Annotated in this window: 14 protein-coding genes; 4 read left to right on the top strand and 10 right to left on the bottom strand. The window is 46.3% G+C overall.

Translation table 11 applies throughout. From position 1 onward, the window contains the following. Nucleotides 1-15: 15 nt before the first annotated feature. From EL341_RS04770 to EL341_RS04760, 3 genes are all read right to left on the bottom strand, one after another. Nucleotides 16-744, bottom strand: coding sequence for an amino acid ABC transporter ATP-binding protein (locus tag EL341_RS04770; RefSeq protein ID WP_047780343.1), 729 nt, complete (start codon nucleotides 742-744; stop codon nucleotides 16-18). Then, entirely contained in the window at nucleotides 737-1,498 is a 762-nt protein-coding gene (locus tag EL341_RS04765) for an amino acid ABC transporter permease (protein WP_047780342.1), read from the bottom strand. Before EL341_RS04765 ends, EL341_RS04770 begins: the two co-directional genes overlap by 8 nt. Nucleotides 1,499-1,565: 67 nt before the next feature. Continuing rightward, nucleotides 1,566-2,342 carry a basic amino acid ABC transporter substrate-binding protein gene (locus EL341_RS04760; protein WP_126467136.1) on the bottom strand — a complete coding sequence of 259 codons (777 nt, stop codon included), beginning with the start codon at nucleotides 2,340-2,342 and terminating at the stop codon, nucleotides 1,566-1,568. Between the two features lie 370 nt (nucleotides 2,343-2,712). Here EL341_RS04760 and EL341_RS04755 point away from each other — a divergent pair, with 370 nt between their 5' ends. The 3 genes from EL341_RS04755 to EL341_RS04745 are packed head-to-tail and all read left to right on the top strand — an operon-like array spanning nucleotide 2,713 to nucleotide 5,190. Further along, nucleotides 2,713-3,543, top strand: a complete 831-nt coding sequence (locus tag EL341_RS04755) for a nucleoside recognition domain-containing protein (RefSeq protein WP_126467134.1) — start codon at nucleotides 2,713-2,715, stop codon at nucleotides 3,541-3,543. Between the two features lie 11 nt (nucleotides 3,544-3,554). Beyond that, complete coding sequence (locus EL341_RS04750) at nucleotides 3,555-4,022, top strand: YjiG family protein (RefSeq protein ID WP_126467132.1); 468 nt, start codon at nucleotides 3,555-3,557, stop codon at nucleotides 4,020-4,022. A 55-nt stretch (nucleotides 4,023-4,077) separates the two neighbouring features. Next, a complete protein-coding gene (locus EL341_RS04745; RefSeq protein WP_126467130.1) occupies nucleotides 4,078-5,190 on the top strand; it encodes a M20 family metallopeptidase in 1,113 nt (370 codons plus the stop codon). Nucleotides 5,191-5,457: 267 nt separating this feature from the next. Here the strand turns inward: EL341_RS04745 and EL341_RS04740 are convergent, their stop codons facing one another. Beyond that, nucleotides 5,458-6,702, bottom strand: a complete 1,245-nt coding sequence (locus EL341_RS04740; RefSeq protein ID WP_047780337.1) for a pyridoxal-phosphate-dependent aminotransferase family protein — start codon at nucleotides 6,700-6,702, stop codon at nucleotides 5,458-5,460. Between the two features lie 454 nt (nucleotides 6,703-7,156). Between EL341_RS04740 and queD the strand changes: the two genes are divergently transcribed. Next, a complete protein-coding gene (gene queD / locus EL341_RS04735) occupies nucleotides 7,157-7,519 on the top strand; it encodes a 6-carboxytetrahydropterin synthase QueD (protein ID WP_047780336.1) in 363 nt (120 codons plus the stop codon). A 115-nt stretch (nucleotides 7,520-7,634) separates the two neighbouring features. On the opposite strand, the gene queE is transcribed toward queD, so the two are convergent. The 6 genes from queE to rlmD all read right to left on the bottom strand — a co-directional run bounded on the left by queE (nucleotide 7,635) and on the right by rlmD (nucleotide 16,126). Next, on the bottom strand, nucleotides 7,635-8,306 hold the full coding sequence (gene queE, locus EL341_RS04730; RefSeq protein ID WP_074819927.1) for a 7-carboxy-7-deazaguanine synthase QueE: 672 nt from the start codon (nucleotides 8,304-8,306) through the stop codon (nucleotides 7,635-7,637). A gap of 90 nt (nucleotides 8,307-8,396) precedes the next feature. Next, on the bottom strand, nucleotides 8,397-9,698 hold the full coding sequence (gene eno / locus EL341_RS04725) for a phosphopyruvate hydratase (RefSeq protein WP_126467128.1): 1,302 nt from the start codon (nucleotides 9,696-9,698) through the stop codon (nucleotides 8,397-8,399). Nucleotides 9,699-9,877: 179 nt separating this feature from the next. Further along, on the bottom strand, nucleotides 9,878-11,515 hold the full coding sequence (pyrG, locus tag EL341_RS04720; RefSeq protein ID WP_114986330.1) for a glutamine hydrolyzing CTP synthase: 1,638 nt from the start codon (nucleotides 11,513-11,515) through the stop codon (nucleotides 9,878-9,880). A gap of 113 nt (nucleotides 11,516-11,628) precedes the next feature. Then, the gene (mazG, locus tag EL341_RS04715; RefSeq protein WP_047780332.1) at nucleotides 11,629-12,435 is read right to left on the bottom strand and encodes a nucleoside triphosphate pyrophosphohydrolase; all 807 of its coding nucleotides are present in this window, start codon (nucleotides 12,433-12,435) and stop codon (nucleotides 11,629-11,631) included. 111 nt (nucleotides 12,436-12,546) lie between these two features. Continuing rightward, nucleotides 12,547-14,778, bottom strand: a complete 2,232-nt coding sequence (gene relA, locus EL341_RS04710; protein WP_074819936.1) for a GTP diphosphokinase — start codon at nucleotides 14,776-14,778, stop codon at nucleotides 12,547-12,549. 16 nt (nucleotides 14,779-14,794) lie between these two features. Further along, nucleotides 14,795-16,126 (bottom strand): 23S rRNA (uracil(1939)-C(5))-methyltransferase RlmD, encoded by a 1,332-nt coding sequence (gene rlmD / locus EL341_RS04705; protein ID WP_126467126.1) that lies wholly within the window; start codon nucleotides 16,124-16,126, stop codon nucleotides 14,795-14,797. Between the last annotated feature and the right edge of the window lie 24 nt (nucleotides 16,127-16,150).

Here is a 16,150-nt window from a genome sequence, read left to right as displayed (position 1 = left end):
CTCTTTTGATTTAAGCTAAACCGCCAGAATTTTACTTAAAAATGCTTTAGTTCTTTCATTCGACGGCGCAGTAAACAGTTTTTCCGGCACATCCTGTTCCTGAATGATGCCCTGATCGATAAAGATGACGCGATCTGCCACGTCACGGGCAAACCCCATTTCGTGGGTCACCACTACCATGGTCATTCCCTCATGAGCCAGAGACTTCATGACCGCCAGCACCTCTCCCACCAGCTCAGGATCGAGAGCTGAAGTTGGCTCATCAAACAGCATCACTTTCGGCTCCATCGCCAACGCTCTGGCAATGGCCACCCGCTGCTGCTGTCCACCGGAAAGCTGGCTTGGATAGGCATCAATCTTATCCAGCAGTCCAACTTTCTGTAATAGCCTCTCGGCGTTTTTAATCGCCTCGGCCTTGGTCAACTTTTTCACATCCATCGGCGCCAGAATCAGGTTTTCTAACACCGTCATATGTGGGAACAGGTTAAATCGTTGGAACACCATACCGACGCTTTCACGCAGTTTATTCAGATCGGTCTTACGATCGTGAACCTCAAAGCCGTTAACCGTAATCTCGCCGCCGCTCATCTCTTCCAGCGCATTCATACAGCGCAAAAAAGTACTTTTTCCTGAACCGGATGGGCCAATAATGCACACCACTTCATTGGCGGCTATATCACAGGAGATACCGCGTAAAACGTGAGTTTCACCAAACTGTTTCTGTAAATTACGAATCTTAATCACTTCGGCCTAACCTCTTTTCCATGTGTCTAACCATCAGGGAAAGTAAAAACGTAATAACCCAATAGATAATAGAAATTGTCAGGTAGGGTTCCCAATAACTGGCATAAGCGCCAGAAACGGTTCGTGCGGCATAAGCCAAATCGGCTAAACCAATGGCTGATGCCAGCGAAGAATCCTTAACAATCGAAATCGCATTATTACCCAATGGTGGCAGCATACGACGAAAAGCCTGTGGCAAAATGATTTTGCGCATCGTCTTGCCGTAGCTCATGCCAAGGGAACGGGCGGCTTCCATCTGACCGCGATCGATCGATTGAATCCCGGCGCGGAAAATTTCGGAAACATAAGCCCCTGCGTTAAGGGTGATGGCTACAACGCAGGAAAGAAAAGCGCCATATTCCGAGCGCAGCATACGGGCAAAATCCACCGACATGATGCCGCTACTAACCAATATCCCATCGCGCGGATTAATCAGTAAAGGAATTAACGCGAAATGCACCACCATAATCTGGACAAATAGTGGAGTACCGCGAAAGGCACTGACATAGATTTTTATCGGCCATTGCACAAACAGATGTAAAAAGAGATCCAGACCGCGACTGCGTGGTGCCTGAGCGGAACGCCCTAACCCGAGAATCAATCCCCAGGTGACGCCCAATATTACGCAAATAATGGTGCATTTGATGGTCATCCATGCGCCCTCGGCAAACAGCGGGGCGTATTCCTGGATTATTTCCCAGCGAAATCCTGACATAAAAATGAATCCGTATAAAAAGCATTCAGGGCGAGATTATCGCCCTGAACAAAACAATGATGAAAAATTATTCGGCTGGCAGCACAGGAACGTTGCTATCAAACCATTTTTGGTAAATCTTGGCGTAGGTGCCATCGGCAATGATTTTTTTCAAACCGGTATTAATTTTATTGCGCAGTTCCTCATTACCTTTTGCCACCGCAATACCGAAATACTGACGTTCAAATTTATCGTCAGAAACCAGTGAAAAATCTTTTTCCGGGTGGTTTTTAATATAGAACTTGGCGACGCCAACATCCCCTACCGCAGCATCAATACCGTCTTCATACAGTTCCTGCAATAGCAGCGGGGTATTATCAAATCGCTTGATTGAGGTACTGTTTTTACCTAACACCTCAGAAACCACAATATCGCCGGTACTGGAGTTCACGACACCAACTTTTAGCGGTTTTAGCTCGGCAATCGACTTAACGGTTTTACCTTTTGGCACCACAATAGCCTGCTCCGCTGGGAAGTAAGGGGCTGAGAAATCAACCATCTGCTTACGTTTATCGGTAATGGTGATACCGGAAATAATAATGTCACGATCGCCACTGTTTAAAGTAGCAAAAATACCTTCCCACGGGGTATTCACCAGCTTGATCTTAAAGTTTTCGGCCTGAGCAATGGCCGAGATCACATCGATATCAAATCCTTCCAGTTCTTTTTTACTGTTTTCAAATTCGAAAGGACGATAAGTACCACCGGAACCAACCACGTAGGTTGGCTCTGCTGCATTGACGATAGGTAAAGTACACAACGCTGCCGCCAGACAGGCGCCAAAAATGGAAAGACGTTTAAACATTAAGTTATATCCTTACTTTTTTTTAAAACGAATAGCGAAAGTATGCATGAATAACGCATAAAAATACACAAAATGTCTTTCTGAGTAGAAAAACAATAAGACAGACGTCTATCTTAAAATTACAGTAGGAAACACCGTTACTCGCCACATCATTGATTAATAAAAAAACCATACTGACGTAAATTTAACCTTATATTTTTTATCATGATTCAATAAAAAACGATTTAATATTCTATTTCTTGGCAAAGCGTGATATCAAGTAGTAGCACTTTTTGATCAAGGTCAAAAGTCAATAAAACAGAAATACCGATAATTAAAAGTTAATTACAACCAACAACTACATATCATTTCATCAGGGAATTGTTTAAATATGTCTAATGAAACGCCTATTCCAGACCAGTCTAAGGAGTTCAAGATTGGTGTTGGGGCCTATTTCGCTCTCTTTTTCGCCATTATCTTCTTCTCAGGAATATTTGGCCCGAATTCATCAACCACGCTCTGGATTGCCTCGCAGATTAATCTATTGCATACCACCCATCCGGGATTAGCTCACTGGACAACCGCTTGGATTGTGCCACTGCTTTCCACTATCGACTTTACTACGCTTAATGGTTCGTTCGGTAAGGTACTGACCGGCGTTAGTCAGGTTGATGATGCGTTAAAAGCCACCAGTGGCACCTACCGCGGCAACGGTGGTAGCGGTGCAATGGAGGGTTTTCTGTTTGCCTTTGGTTTGATTCCCTCAGTGATGTTTGCTTTGGCCATGATCAACGTGCTGGAGCACTATGGTGCCCTGAACGCCGCACGTAAACTATTAAGTGTGATCCTGCGCCCACTGCTGGGTGTCCCTGGGATTACCGGCTTAGCCATTATCGGTAGCTTACAAAGCACCGACGTTGGTGCGTCACTGACCCGTGCTCTGGCGGATGAAAACAAAATAACCGCCAAAGAGAAAGAAGTATTAACCATGTTCCAATTTTCTGGCGGCGCGATGATTACTAACTTTTTCTCATCCGGCGCAGTGTTATTTACCTTGGTTCTGGTTTCTGGTGAACTTGCTGTTCCAACCACCATTGGCGCCTGCATTGGCGTGATTTTCATTATGAAAGTCTTTGGCGCTAACGTCATGCGTCTTTATCTCAGTATTTTGTCAGATAAAGATGAACCCAAAACAGCTAATGAAACCGCAGAAAAACAATAAGGAATAGCAAAATGTCAACTAACTCTAAACCAATGATTACCGACATTTTCGTTGCCGGTGCCCGTAAAGGCTGGATCATCGCCACCACTAGCACGCTACCAAACGTACTCATGGCGTTTGTGATTATCAAAGCGCTACAAATTACTGGCTTGTTAGATCTGCTAGGTAAGCTCTGTGAACCGGTGATGGCTTTAGTCGGCCTGCCCGGCGAAGCAGCAGCGGTATTAATCAGTAGCCTGATGTCGATGGGTGGCGCTATCGGGGTTGCCGTCAGCCTGTTCCAAAGCGGCCATCTTAGCGGTGAACATTTAGCTATTTTAGCGCCGGCTATTTATCTGATGGGCTCGTTAGTGCAATACGCCGGGCGCATTTTAGGCGTGGTGGGAACCAAGGCCAGCCGCATTCCATTGATGCTACTTATCGCGGTAGTGAATGCGTTTATCTCCATGTTCCTGATGCGCATTATTATTAATCTCTAACCCATTGTCTGAGACTCATTCCAAAAACAGATTAAGAATTCAATAAGGAAATATCATGCAGTTAGAACAATATTTAGATGAACTCCGTCCTCTGGTGAATATTGACTGTGGTACCCAAACTACCGAAGGCGTCGCCGTCATCGCAGGTATGATGGAAAAGAAATATAAAGATCTAGGCTGGCATGCCGAAATCGTCGATCTGGGTAAAGAGGTTGGCCCTGGCGTATTTGCCACCAACAAACCTGGCGCAACGCAGTTTGACGTTCTGTTAATTGGCCATATGGATACCGTATTCCCACCGGGAACCGCAGCAGAACGTCCAATGTCCACCGATGAAACCCGTGTGTATGGGCCGGGCGCCGCAGATATGAAATCCGGTCTGCTAAATATTTTGTGGGCTCTGCGTGCGCTGAACGATCAAGATGTCGCCAGACTGTCCATCGCCGTAGCGATGAACCCTGATGAGGAAACGGGTTCAGTCTATTCCCATGAATGGCTGGGTGAATATGCTAAACAAAGCCGCTATGTGCTGGTAGCCGAAGCCGCCCGTGCAGATGGTTCATTAGTTAAAGCCCGTAAAGGTATGGTTCGCTATAACATCGACTTCCATGGCCGTGCAGCACATGCGGGTAATGCCCCAGAGAAAGGTCGTTCGGCGATTACTGAATTAGCCCATTGGATACTGGCGATTAATCAGTTAGGCAGTGCAGAAACCGGCACTACCCTGAACGTCGGCGTGGTTAAAGGTGGTGATGCCGCCAATATCGTACCGGATAAAGCTCAAGCCGTAGTTGACGTTCGTTTCTGGGATAATGATGAGTATCAGCGTATTAACACCGCGATCAACCAAATGACCAAAAACGCCTACGTGGCTGATGTCACCACGACGGTAACTCAAATGGCACACACGCCAGCCATGTCCCCTTCTGCCGAGACTGAGAAGCTAATGGAACTGGTCGAGAAGTGCGGTAAAGAGGAAGGTATTCCGATTAACTGGCTGGCGGTTGGCGGCGGTTCTGATGCTAACCACACCGCAGCGCTGGGTATTCCTTCACTGGACGGTTTTGGCGCCATCGGTGCCGACTTCCATAGCCTGACGGAATATGTGGAACTGGACAGTATCATTCCACGTATCAAGCTGCTAAGCCGAATTATTAGGTCGCTGTAGTTTTGGCGTGAATAAATAAAAAACCGCCTTAACTGGCGGTCTTAGAGCAATAATCAATCAGGAAAATTAACTTTTGTGGATATTCCGGCCTAAAACATACCATCGCAATATCAACATCGTGTTTGGCCGGGATATAAACTATATTAGCTACTGCGAGCAGCGGGCCTAGATTCCCTAGGGGCACTCCGGCGGCTTTCGCCGCTACGACCCCAACGGAAATCTCTCCCGCTGATTAATAGCATAAAAAGCTAATCTCTTTATTCATCATCAAACTTTGGCTTCAGCGTCATAATAATCCCAAGCTGACTGTAGTGCCTGACCCTGAGTTGATTTAAAGCCCAGACGATTTAATACCGCTTCCAGCGCGGCCAGCGTCTGCAATACGCAATCTTTACGCGCATTGTAGCCCATGGTGCCAATACGCCAGATTTTGCCCTGCAATGGACCAAATGAGGTGCCGATTTCAATCGAGAAATCATTTAGCATCATTTCTCGAACCTGCTCACCATGCACGCCCTGTGGTATCACCACGCCCAGTACGTTATTCATCTTATGGTCAAGATCGCCGAATGTTTCCAGCCCCATGCCCTGAATGCCTTTAACCAGCGCATTACCGTGTAACCGATGGCGTTCAATACACTCATCAACACCTTCTTGCAGAATCAGTCGGGCACATTCCCGGGCGGCAAACAGCATACTGGTTGCTTCGGTATGGTGATTCAAGCGTTCCGGTCCCCAATAATCCATAATCATGCCAAGGTCAAAATAGTTGGAATAGATCATTTCATCATCGCCATCAACATGCTCAGCGGTACGAATACCCTCTTCCACACATTTACGACGACGAATGACTTCTTCAAACTGCGGGCTCAGGGTAATCGGTGAACTACCCGACGGTCCGCCAAGACATTTTTGTAACCCAGCAGAAGCCGCATCCAATCCCCAGACATCGGTATCCAGAACGTTACCACCGAATGATGCTGTTGCATCGGTATAGAATAAAACGCCATGACGACGGCAGATTTCCCCTAACTGTTCCAGCGGTTGTAGCATGGTTGTGGAGGTATCGCCTTGAACCGTTAATAGCATGCGCGGACGCACTTTTTTAATCTCGTCCTCAATGCGATCCGGAGTAAATACTTCACCCCAAGGCACTTCGATGGTGTGCACCTCAGCCCGACAGCGGCGAGCTATCTCGCAGAGCAAGTGGCCAAAACGACCGAATACCGGCACCAATACTTTATCGCCAGGACGAATAGCAGATAAAATAATCGCCTCAATACCTGCACGAGACGTGCCATCAATCAGCATGGTCCAGTTATTTTGAGTACGGAAAAGTCCACGATACAGCTCCATGACTTCATTCATATAACCGGTCATGACGGGATCGTATTGACCGATTAGCTGACTGGACATGGCACGTAATACGCGCGGATCCGCATTAATTGGCCCAGGTCCCATAAGCAAACGATAAGGTGGGTTAATTTGATCAAACTGAGTTACATCCAACATTTTTATTCCCCTGTCTAGTCTATTTATTCTATTTCGGGCAACGAATTTTTTTATCTATAATGATTTGTTTTTTATCTTCATTGCTCGCTAATTAATTTATAAAACATCAAACCATAGATCGTTGCAAAGGCTTTTGCTACAAACCGGGCCACATAAAAATTATTTTTGATAATAACGACATGGTTATATTGATTTTTTTAGCTATTCATTAAATGGATAATAAAAATATAGCGATACAATCAATCCGTTAAACACCAGCGCACGAATATTCGGGGCAATATTTCAGCAATGATTTACCAATATAATAAAATGGAGCGACCTAACGCTTATGTAAAATGACCTCATCAGCGCCTTCCTCAGGGCTTTAACCGGATACCCCATTGATATTCTTATAACGTGGCAACGACGACGACTTTTTAGTACTATGGCCGCGCAATAATTATCAGAGGCCAATATGGTTACCACACTATTTAAAGATTTTACTTTTGAAGCCGCACATCACTTACCTCATGTACCAACAGGGCATAAATGTGGCCGTTTGCATGGGCACTCTTTTATGGTCAGAGTTGAAGTTACCGGCGAAGTGGATCCACATACTGGATGGGTAATAGATTTTTCTGAAATTAAAGCGGCTTTTAAGCCGATTCTCGACCGTTTAGACCACTACTACCTGAATGATATTGCCGGTTTGGAAAACCCTACCAGCGAAGTGCTAGCGCAGTGGATTTGGCAACAGCTAAAACCACAGTTACCGATACTCAGCGCCATTATGGTAAAAGAAACCTGTACCGCAGGCTGTATCTATCGCGGGGAGTAACGTTTTTTCCCATCGCGTATCCGCTGAACAATAAAGTGCCCTATCTACTTCGACCTTCAGGGCACTCAATCCCGTGAATAAACTCTCATACTGGCATCGCTGCGTTGCATCAACCTCACTCAATGCCTAAATACTTATGCGTTTGCATCGATAACCGCCAGTTACGCGCAATACAGGTCTCGATACACAATTCGGTTGCCCGCTTTCCCTGACTTATCGGCTGTAATGCAATAACCCGCTGCTTACTATCATTCAGCATGGTGAGTAATTGATCCAATTCCTCAATATCACGCTCACGCGCGACCGGATGTTTGATCTCATCAGCGCGATGCAATGCCTGTGATATCACCGGTAAGCCACCGCGCATATTTATCTTTGGTGAAACAGTCACCCAAGTATCGTCAGAGCATTTAATCGGCTGGGTACCGCTGGTTTCTATTTGGCAGCTAAAACCGTGTTGCTCTAATAATTCTGTTAAAGGCTTTAGGTCATACAGGCAAGGCTCGCCACCGGTAATCACCACATGGCGGGCGGTATAGTGTGGCTGTTGTAAAATGGCCAACAATTCATGGGCTGAAACCTCGCTCCATTGGTCACTTTCCACAGTTTTTACCAATATCTCGCCTATTGGTCGTTGACGGTCCGCCAGCTTTTCCCAAGTATGTTTAGTATCGCACCAGCTACAACCCACCGGGCAGCTTTGCAAACGGATAAAAATGGCCGGAACGCCAGTAAAGTACCCTTCACCCTGTAAGGTCTGAAATAACTCATTTACCGGATATGACATAGTTTTCTCTGACAAAACAACGAAAAATAAAAATCCCGTATTGATCGTTTACCAATACGGGATTTCATTAAGCTAAAAGCGGATTAAAAATTAACCCTGACCTTTCACTTCTTTTAAGCCGTTGAACGGAGCACGGTCACCCAGCGCTTCTTCAATACGGATTAATTGGTTGTATTTAGCAACACGGTCAGAACGGCTCATAGAACCAGTTTTGATTTGACCTGCAGCAGTACCAACCGCTAAGTCAGCGATAGTGGCATCTTCAGTTTCACCTGAACGGTGAGAGATAACCGCTGTGTAACCAGCATCTTTAGCCATCTTGATAGCAGCCAGTGTTTCGGTCAGAGAACCGATCTGGTTGAATTTAATCAGGATAGAGTTAGCGATACCTTTGTCGATACCTTCTTTCAGGATCTTAGTGTTAGTTACGAACAGGTCATCACCAACCAACTGAATCTTGTCACCCATCACTTGAGTCTGGTAAGCAAAACCATCCCAGTCAGATTCGTCCAAACCATCTTCGATAGAAACGATTGGGTACTGCTTGGTCAGTTCTTCCAGGTAGTGAGTAAATTCTTTAGAAGAGAAAGTTTTACCTTCGCCTTTCAGTTCGTAGTTACCGGTTTCTTTGTTATAGAACTCGGAAGCTGCACAGTCCATAGCTAAAGTTACGTCTTTACCCAGAACATAGCCCGCTTGCTCTACTGCTTCTTTAATCGCAGCCAGTGCAGCAGCGTTAGACTCCAGGTTAGGCGCATAGCCACCTTCGTCACCAACCGCTGTGCTCATACCTTTCGCTTTCAGAACTTTAGCCAAAGTGTGGAACACTTCAGAACCGATGCGAACGGCTTCTTTCAGAGTTTTAGCGCCGATTGGCTGAATCATAAACTCTTGAATATCAACGTTGTTATCAGCGTGCTCACCACCATTGATGATATTCATCATTGGTAATGGCATAGAGAATTTGCCCGGAGTACCGTTCAGTTCAGCAATGTGCTCGAATAAAGGCATGCCTTTTGACGCTGCTGCTGCTTTAGCTGCTGCTAAAGAAACCGCCAGAATAGCGTTAGCACCAAAGTTAGATTTGTTTTCAGTACCGTCTAAATCGATCATGATTTTATCGATGTTAGCCTGATCTTTCGCGTCTTTACCGATAACGGCTTGCGCAATTGAACCATTAACTGCAGCAACCGCTTTCAATACGCCTTTACCCAGGTAGCGAGCTTTGTCACCATCACGCAGCTCAAGGGCTTCGCGGGAACCGGTAGAAGCACCTGATGGCGCAGCAGCCAAACCTACAAAGCCACCTTCTAAATGAACTTCAGCTTCAACAGTAGGGTTGCCACGAGAGTCGATGATTTCACGACCGAGCACTTTAACGATTTTGGACATTCGGTTTTCCTCAGTACAAGTTGATTAAACTACAAATGTAGACAGCAACGGTTTATCCCGTCGCTCACTCTGGCTTAGTCTTGCTAATAAGTGAGGTGCTTGAACGCATTCAACGCTTATCATTTTCGTTAGCCTAAGCCAGGCTCACTGAATACTTTATTATTACGGTAGCTAACCGTTTACTCGCCCTGACGCTTCTGGTATTCCCCTGCGGCTTTAACAAAGCCGGCAAATAACGGGTGACCATCACGCGGAGTCGAAGTAAATTCTGGATGGAACTGACTGGCCACAAACCACGGATGATCCGGAAGCTCAATAATTTCCACCAATTTATGGTCAGCTGAACGACCCGCTACGCATAAACCCGCCGCTTCAATCTGCGGCAGTAGCATATTATTCACCTCATAACGGTGACGGTGACGTTCTAAAATTGTTGGCGCATCATACAATTTACGCACCAGGCTGCCTTCAGTTAAATGGCACGGCTGGCTACCTAAACGCATGGTTCCGCCCAAATCGCTCTCTTCTGTGCGAACTTCTACGTTACCTTCCTCATCACGCCATTCAGTAATCAGCGCAATAACCGGGTATTTACAGTCTGGCACAAATTCGGTTGAGTTGGCGTCGGTCATGCCAACAACGTTACGTGCAAATTCCATCATCGCAACCTGCATACCTAAACAAATGCCCAAGTAAGGGATTTTGTTTTCGCGAGCATAGCGAGCAGCGGTGATTTTGCCTTCTACACCACGGTAACCAAAGCCACCGGGAATCAGAATCGCATCAAGACCGGCTAATACTTCTTCACCTCTGGCCTCGACATCCTGCGAATCGATTAGCTTTATATTAACGCTGAATCGATTCTTCAGTCCACCATGCTTTAATGCTTCGATGACAGATTTATACGCATCCGGCAGCTCAACGTACTTGCCGACCATGCCAATAGTGACTTCGCGCGTTGGATTAGATTCTTCATAAATCACCTGCTCCCACTCGGCCAGATTGGCTTCCGGGCAGTTTAGGTGGAATCTTTTACAGATAAACTCATCCAAACCCTGTGATTTTAACAGGCCTGGAATCTTATAAATCGAGTCAACGTCTTTAAGAGAAATAACTGCTTTTTCCGGAACATTACAGAACAGCGCAATTTTTGCCCGCTCATTGGCTGGGACTGCGCGGTCTGAACGACACACCAGAATATCCGGTTGAATGCCAATCGACAGCAATTCTTTAACTGAATGCTGGGTAGGCTTAGTTTTCACTTCACCAGAAGCCGCCATATACGGTACTAAAGTCAGGTGCATAAACAACGTGCGCTCACGACCCACTTCTACCGCTAACTGACGAATGGCTTCCAGGAAAGGCAATGATTCAATATCACCGACCGTGCCACCAATTTCTACCAAAGCAACATCATGGCCTTCGGCACCGGCGATAACACGCTCTTTAATGGCATTGGTAATATGCGGGATAACCTGAACCGTTGCGCCAAGATAATCACCACGACGCTCTTTACGCAACACGTCAGAGTAAATGCGGCCAGTGGTGAAGTTATTACGACGGGTCATTTTGGTACGAATAAAACGTTCGTAATGACCTAAATCCAGATCGGTTTCGGCACCGTCTTCGGTGACGAACACTTCACCGTGTTGAATTGGGCTCATGGTACCTGGATCGAGGTTAATATACGGATCCAGCTTCATCATAGTGACGTTTAAGCCACGAGCTTCAAGAATAGCGGCTAAAGAGGCAGCTGCAATACCTTTACCCAGTGAGGATACAACCCCGCCTGTCACAAATATATAATTAGTTGTCATGCTGAACCTGAAGGTTAGGTTTAAAGACGAAAATGGAGGTACTAGGACGGGACAGTAGTATACCAGACCCTTTCCTCCACAACAAACACTGAAAGCAGATCTTAAAAGTTAATCTATTTTTCTGTCTGATTCTCTTCCAGTTTTACCTGATGCCAAACCATGTCCATTTCCTGTAATGACGCCTGCTCCAGCGTTTTTCCTGAAGCTAAAACAATCTCTTCAACTCGACGGAATCGCCGTTCAAATTTACGATTAGCCACCTGCAAGGCACTTTCTGCTTTATGCCCCAAATGACGGGTCAGATTGACGGTAGCAAACAGCAAATCACCCAGTTCTTCTTCCAGTTTAGACTGGTCAATCACCACTTGCTTGGCTTCATGCATCACCTCATCAATCTCTTCATGCACTTTATCCAGCACCGGGCCTAACGTAGTCCAGTCAAAACCAACCGAAGAGCAGCGCTTTTGAATTTTGTAGGCGCGCATCAGAGCCGGTAGCACTTCTGGAATATCATCCAGTACGGAAAACTGTTCTTTTTGCGCCCGCTCTTTAACCTTACGTTTTTCCCAATTAGCCAGCGCTTCCTGACTATCGTTTACCGCCTGAGTATCAAAAACGTGAGGATGGCGCCGTTCCAGTTTATCGCTAATTGCATGACACACATCATCAAAGTTAAACAGCTTTTGCTCTTCAGCCATACGCGCGTAAAACACCACTTGATAGAGCAAATCCCCCAGTTCATCGCGTAAATCACCAAAATCATTTCGGCGAATCGCATCCAGAACCTCGTAAGTTTCTTCCAGCGTATAGGGGGCAATAGACGCAAAAGTTTGTTCTTTATCCCATGGACAACCACTTTCCGGGTCGCGTAATGCATTCATAATATCCAGCAAGCGCTGAACGGCAGTTATTTGATTCATGATTTATCTTCTGATTAACATTCCATCGCAGCCGCGCTCACCAGCCCCGGGCGATATAACAAAATTTCCGCCGCGCGCCTGCGACGGAAAGGTAACAGATAGAAGCGGGTATTACTTAGCGCCCGAGCGTTTGGCCTCAATAATATCCGGCAACTGATTAATTCTCGACAGCACCCGATCCAGAACCTGAAGGTTATACAGTTCAATCTCCATATCGATGGTCGCTAATTGTTTTTTCACATCACTGCGGCTGGCGACGCTCAATACGTTCACTTTCTCATTGGCTAAAATTGTGGTGATATCGCGTAATAATCCACTACGATCGTTGGCAATCACTCGTACCACCAATGAATAACCGCTGGAATAACAGTTTCCCCAAACCGCCTCAACTAACCGTTCAGGGGCGTGTGATTTGAGTTCATGTAACTGATCGCAGTCTGCCCGGTGAATAGAAATGCCCCGGCCTTGAGTGATAAAACCGATAATCTCATCACCAGGAATCGGCTGGCAGCAGCGAGCAATGTGGTGCAGCAGATTGCCAACCCCTTCAACCACCACCTGACTATTATTTTTAGTGCTGCGCTGTTGGGCATTCGCCGTCTTCTGATTAAGCTGACGCAGCGCTTCCCGATCGGCCTCTTCTGCCGTTGGCTGGTTAAACTTATTTTGCAGGAAGTTAATCAACTGGTTAAGACGAATATCACCGCCGCCGATACCCGCCAGCACTTCATCCAGCGAATGCACGTTATAGCGCGGCACTAGCAGTTTTTCAGCCTCTTTAAAGCTGATATTCAACCGCTCCAGTTCATCATCCAGAATCTGGCGACCGGCTAAAATATTCTTATCCCGATCCTGCTTTTTAAACCAAGCCTGAATTTTCGCTCTGGCCCGACTGCTGTTAACAAAGCCTAAGTTAGGATTCAGCCAATCACGGCTAGGATTCGGCTGTTTCTGGGTGATAATTTCAATCTGGTCACCCATTTGTAGCTGATAGGTAAAAGGAACAATCCGTCCGCCTATTTTGGCACCAATACACCGATGCCCGACATCACTGTGAATATGATAGGCAAAGTCCAACGGCGTGGAGCCGGTTGGCAAATCGATAACGTCACCTTTCGGGGTAAACACATAAACCCGATCGTCAAAGACCTGACTTCTGACCTCATCCAGCATTTCACCGCTGTCAGACATCTCTTCCTGCCAGGCGATCAGTTTACGTAACCAAGCAATGCGCTCGTCATAGCCAGAGCGAGCTGAAACGGCACCTTCTTTGTATTTCCAGTGCGCCGCTACGCCCAGCTCAGCATCTTCATGCATTTGTCGGGTACGAATTTGAATTTCTACCGCATGACCTTTTGGCCCAAAAACCACGGTATGAATGGATTGATAACCATTAGGTTTAGGGTTAGCAACATAATCATCGAACTCACTGGGGAGATGACGAAAATGAGTATGGACAATCCCCAAAGCGGCATAGCAGTCCTGCAAACGCTCAACCACAATACGCACCGCACGTACGTCATACAGCTCTTCAAACGCCAGCGCCTTTTTCTGCATTTTGCGCCAGATGCTATAAATATGTTTCGGTCGTCCATATATTTCGCCTTTGATCCCCTCTTCTTTCATCGAATCACGTAGGGTTTGCACAAAGTCGTCAATATAGATTTCCCGATCGATACGCCGCTCATGCAGCAGAGTAGCAATCTGTTTATATTCGTCAGGATGTAAATAGCGGAAACAGAAATCCTCCATTTCCCACTTTAACTGGCCAATACCCAGCCGGTTTGCCAGTGGCGCATAAATATTAAAGCACTCTTTTGCGGCTAAAACGCGCACTTCTTCCGCTTCATCTTTCACTTCCCGCAGATGAGCAATGCGTTCTGCTAGCTTGATCACCACGCAGCGGAAATCTTCGACCATCGCCAGCAACATGCGACGGACATTATCTACTTGAATCGAGGTATTTGAGCTATTTTGGGTGGCATTTAACTGACGAATGGCATCCATATCCAATACGCCATGCACCATATTCGTCACATCGCTGCCAAAGTGTTCTTTAAGAGTTTCTTCATTAACAATTTTGGCATCGGCCAGCGGGAATAACAGCGCAGCGCGCATGCTGTCGTTATCCATACTTAACGTGGCCAGAATCTCAACCACTTCTAATCCGCGCCACAGAATTAAAGAAGCGTCGGGGTTGCCCTGAACCTGCTGCTCACAATACCGCCAGGTTGCTGCTAAACGCTCAGAAGACTCAGGATTATGAATCCCTAAGTTGCTAATCCATTTTTCAAGCTCAAACTCACCGGCCGTATTTAAATGCGCACTTCTTACCGCAACCATAACACTTCCTCATAACTTACTGCTGAGAGACTGACTTATTCACAAATAAAGCCATTGATTCAATATGCCCCGTTTGCGGAAACATATCCAGCATTCGCAACTGACTTAGCTCATACCCGCTGGACAGTAGGATTTTACTATCTTCAACCAACGTGGTTGGATTACATGAAACATAAACCACACGTTTAGGCTGCAATTTTACAATTTGCGGCATCGCTTCAGCAGCACCGGCTCGGGCAGGATCGAGTAGTACTTTATCAAATCCGTGTTTCGCCCACGACTGTTGACTGACATCTTGTGCCAAATTGTGATGTAAAAACTCAATATTTGACAGCCCATTGAGCAATGCGTTCTGCTTGCCTCTACTCACCAGCGAATCAACCCCTTCAACGCCAATCACATGACCAGCACGTTTCGCTATCGGTAAGGTAAAGTTACCCATACCGCAAAACAGATCCAGTACCCGATCCGTTGGTTGTAAATCTAACCAGGTTAACGCCTGCTCCACCATCAGTTGATTCACCGCGCCATTGACCTGAATAAAATCCTGTGGATTAAATCCCAGCGTTAAATTGTCTATCTGATAATGGGGTTCTCTCTCCACCAGCCCTTCAAGACGATCATTATTGCCGGCCAGATACACCGCAATATGATGGCGCGTAGCCAGTTCAGTCAGGCTCGCCCTATCGTTATCAGATAAAGCCGCTAAATGGCGCAGAACCAGCAAAGGGCCATTATCAGCCATCACCAATTCAGCATGCCCTAACTTTTTCACCGAGTCCAACCCACTAAGGCATTGTCTTAAAGGCTGTAACAGCTGTTCTAACGCTTCCACCAGCACCGGACATTCGGCAATATCCACTAAATCGTTGGAGGCCTTTTGACGAAAGCCCATCTGTAAATATTTTTGTTTAGCCTGATACTGTAGACCTAGCCGTGCTCGACGCCGATAATGATATCCTTGACTAAAAATGACCTCGCCCTGCGGTAGTTCAAGGTGAGTTTCTCGCCTAAATAGCTGGCCGAGCGCTTTAGATTTGCTACTATGTTGCAGCGTTGAAGCAGCGTGCTGCTGGTTGCAACCTCCGCAAATACCATAATGTGAACACGGCGGTGTTATTCGGTCAGGGCTTGAAGATAATAATTTGGTGGTTTTAGCCTTAGCATAGTTACGTTTATTATCATAAATAACGGCTTCAACCTGCTCCTGTGGAAGCGCGCCAGAAATAAAAATTGTCTTTCCCTCATGGCGGGCAACGCCCTGCCCTTGAGTATCAAGCTCATGAGGTGTAACAATTATTGTCTGTTGTATCGCCTTACGGCGGCCGGGCGAGTAGAATTGCACCATAATAACTGTATGAAAGTATCCGTA

This window comes from Pragia fontium (assembly GCF_900638655.1).
Lineage (GTDB): Bacteria > Pseudomonadota > Gammaproteobacteria > Enterobacterales > Enterobacteriaceae > Pragia > Pragia fontium.
Note: the sequence above shows the minus strand (reverse complement) of the source record. Positions and strands in the feature narration are given on the sequence as shown.

Bases quoted from the DNA above. Each gene is read 5' to 3' on its own strand.
- EL341_RS04765 (WP_047780342.1), bottom strand. From the start codon at position 1,498: ATGTCAGGATTTCGCTGGGAAATAATCCAGGAATACGCCCCGCTGTTT.
- EL341_RS04740 (WP_047780337.1), bottom strand. From the start codon at position 6,702: ATGTTGGATGTAACTCAGTTTGATCAAATTAACCCACCTTATCGTTTG.
- pyrG (WP_114986330.1), bottom strand. From the start codon at position 11,515: ATGACAACTAATTATATATTTGTGACAGGCGGGGTTGTATCCTCACTG.
- rlmD (WP_126467126.1), bottom strand. From the start codon at position 16,126: ATGGTGCAATTCTACTCGCCCGGCCGCCGTAAGGCGATACAACAGACA.
- relA (WP_074819936.1), bottom strand. From the start codon at position 14,778: ATGGTTGCGGTAAGAAGTGCGCATTTAAATACGGCCGGTGAGTTTGAG.
- mazG (WP_047780332.1), bottom strand. From the start codon at position 12,435: ATGAATCAAATAACTGCCGTTCAGCGCTTGCTGGATATTATGAATGCA.
- EL341_RS04745 (WP_126467130.1), top strand. From the start codon at position 4,078: ATGCAGTTAGAACAATATTTAGATGAACTCCGTCCTCTGGTGAATATT.
- queE (WP_074819927.1), bottom strand. From the start codon at position 8,306: ATGTCATATCCGGTAAATGAGTTATTTCAGACCTTACAGGGTGAAGGG.
- eno (WP_126467128.1), bottom strand. From the start codon at position 9,698: ATGTCCAAAATCGTTAAAGTGCTCGGTCGTGAAATCATCGACTCTCGT.
- EL341_RS04755 (WP_126467134.1), top strand. From the start codon at position 2,713: ATGTCTAATGAAACGCCTATTCCAGACCAGTCTAAGGAGTTCAAGATT.
- queD (WP_047780336.1), top strand. From the start codon at position 7,157: ATGGTTACCACACTATTTAAAGATTTTACTTTTGAAGCCGCACATCAC.
- EL341_RS04750 (WP_126467132.1), top strand. From the start codon at position 3,555: ATGTCAACTAACTCTAAACCAATGATTACCGACATTTTCGTTGCCGGT.
- EL341_RS04760 (WP_126467136.1), bottom strand. From the start codon at position 2,342: ATGTTTAAACGTCTTTCCATTTTTGGCGCCTGTCTGGCGGCAGCGTTG.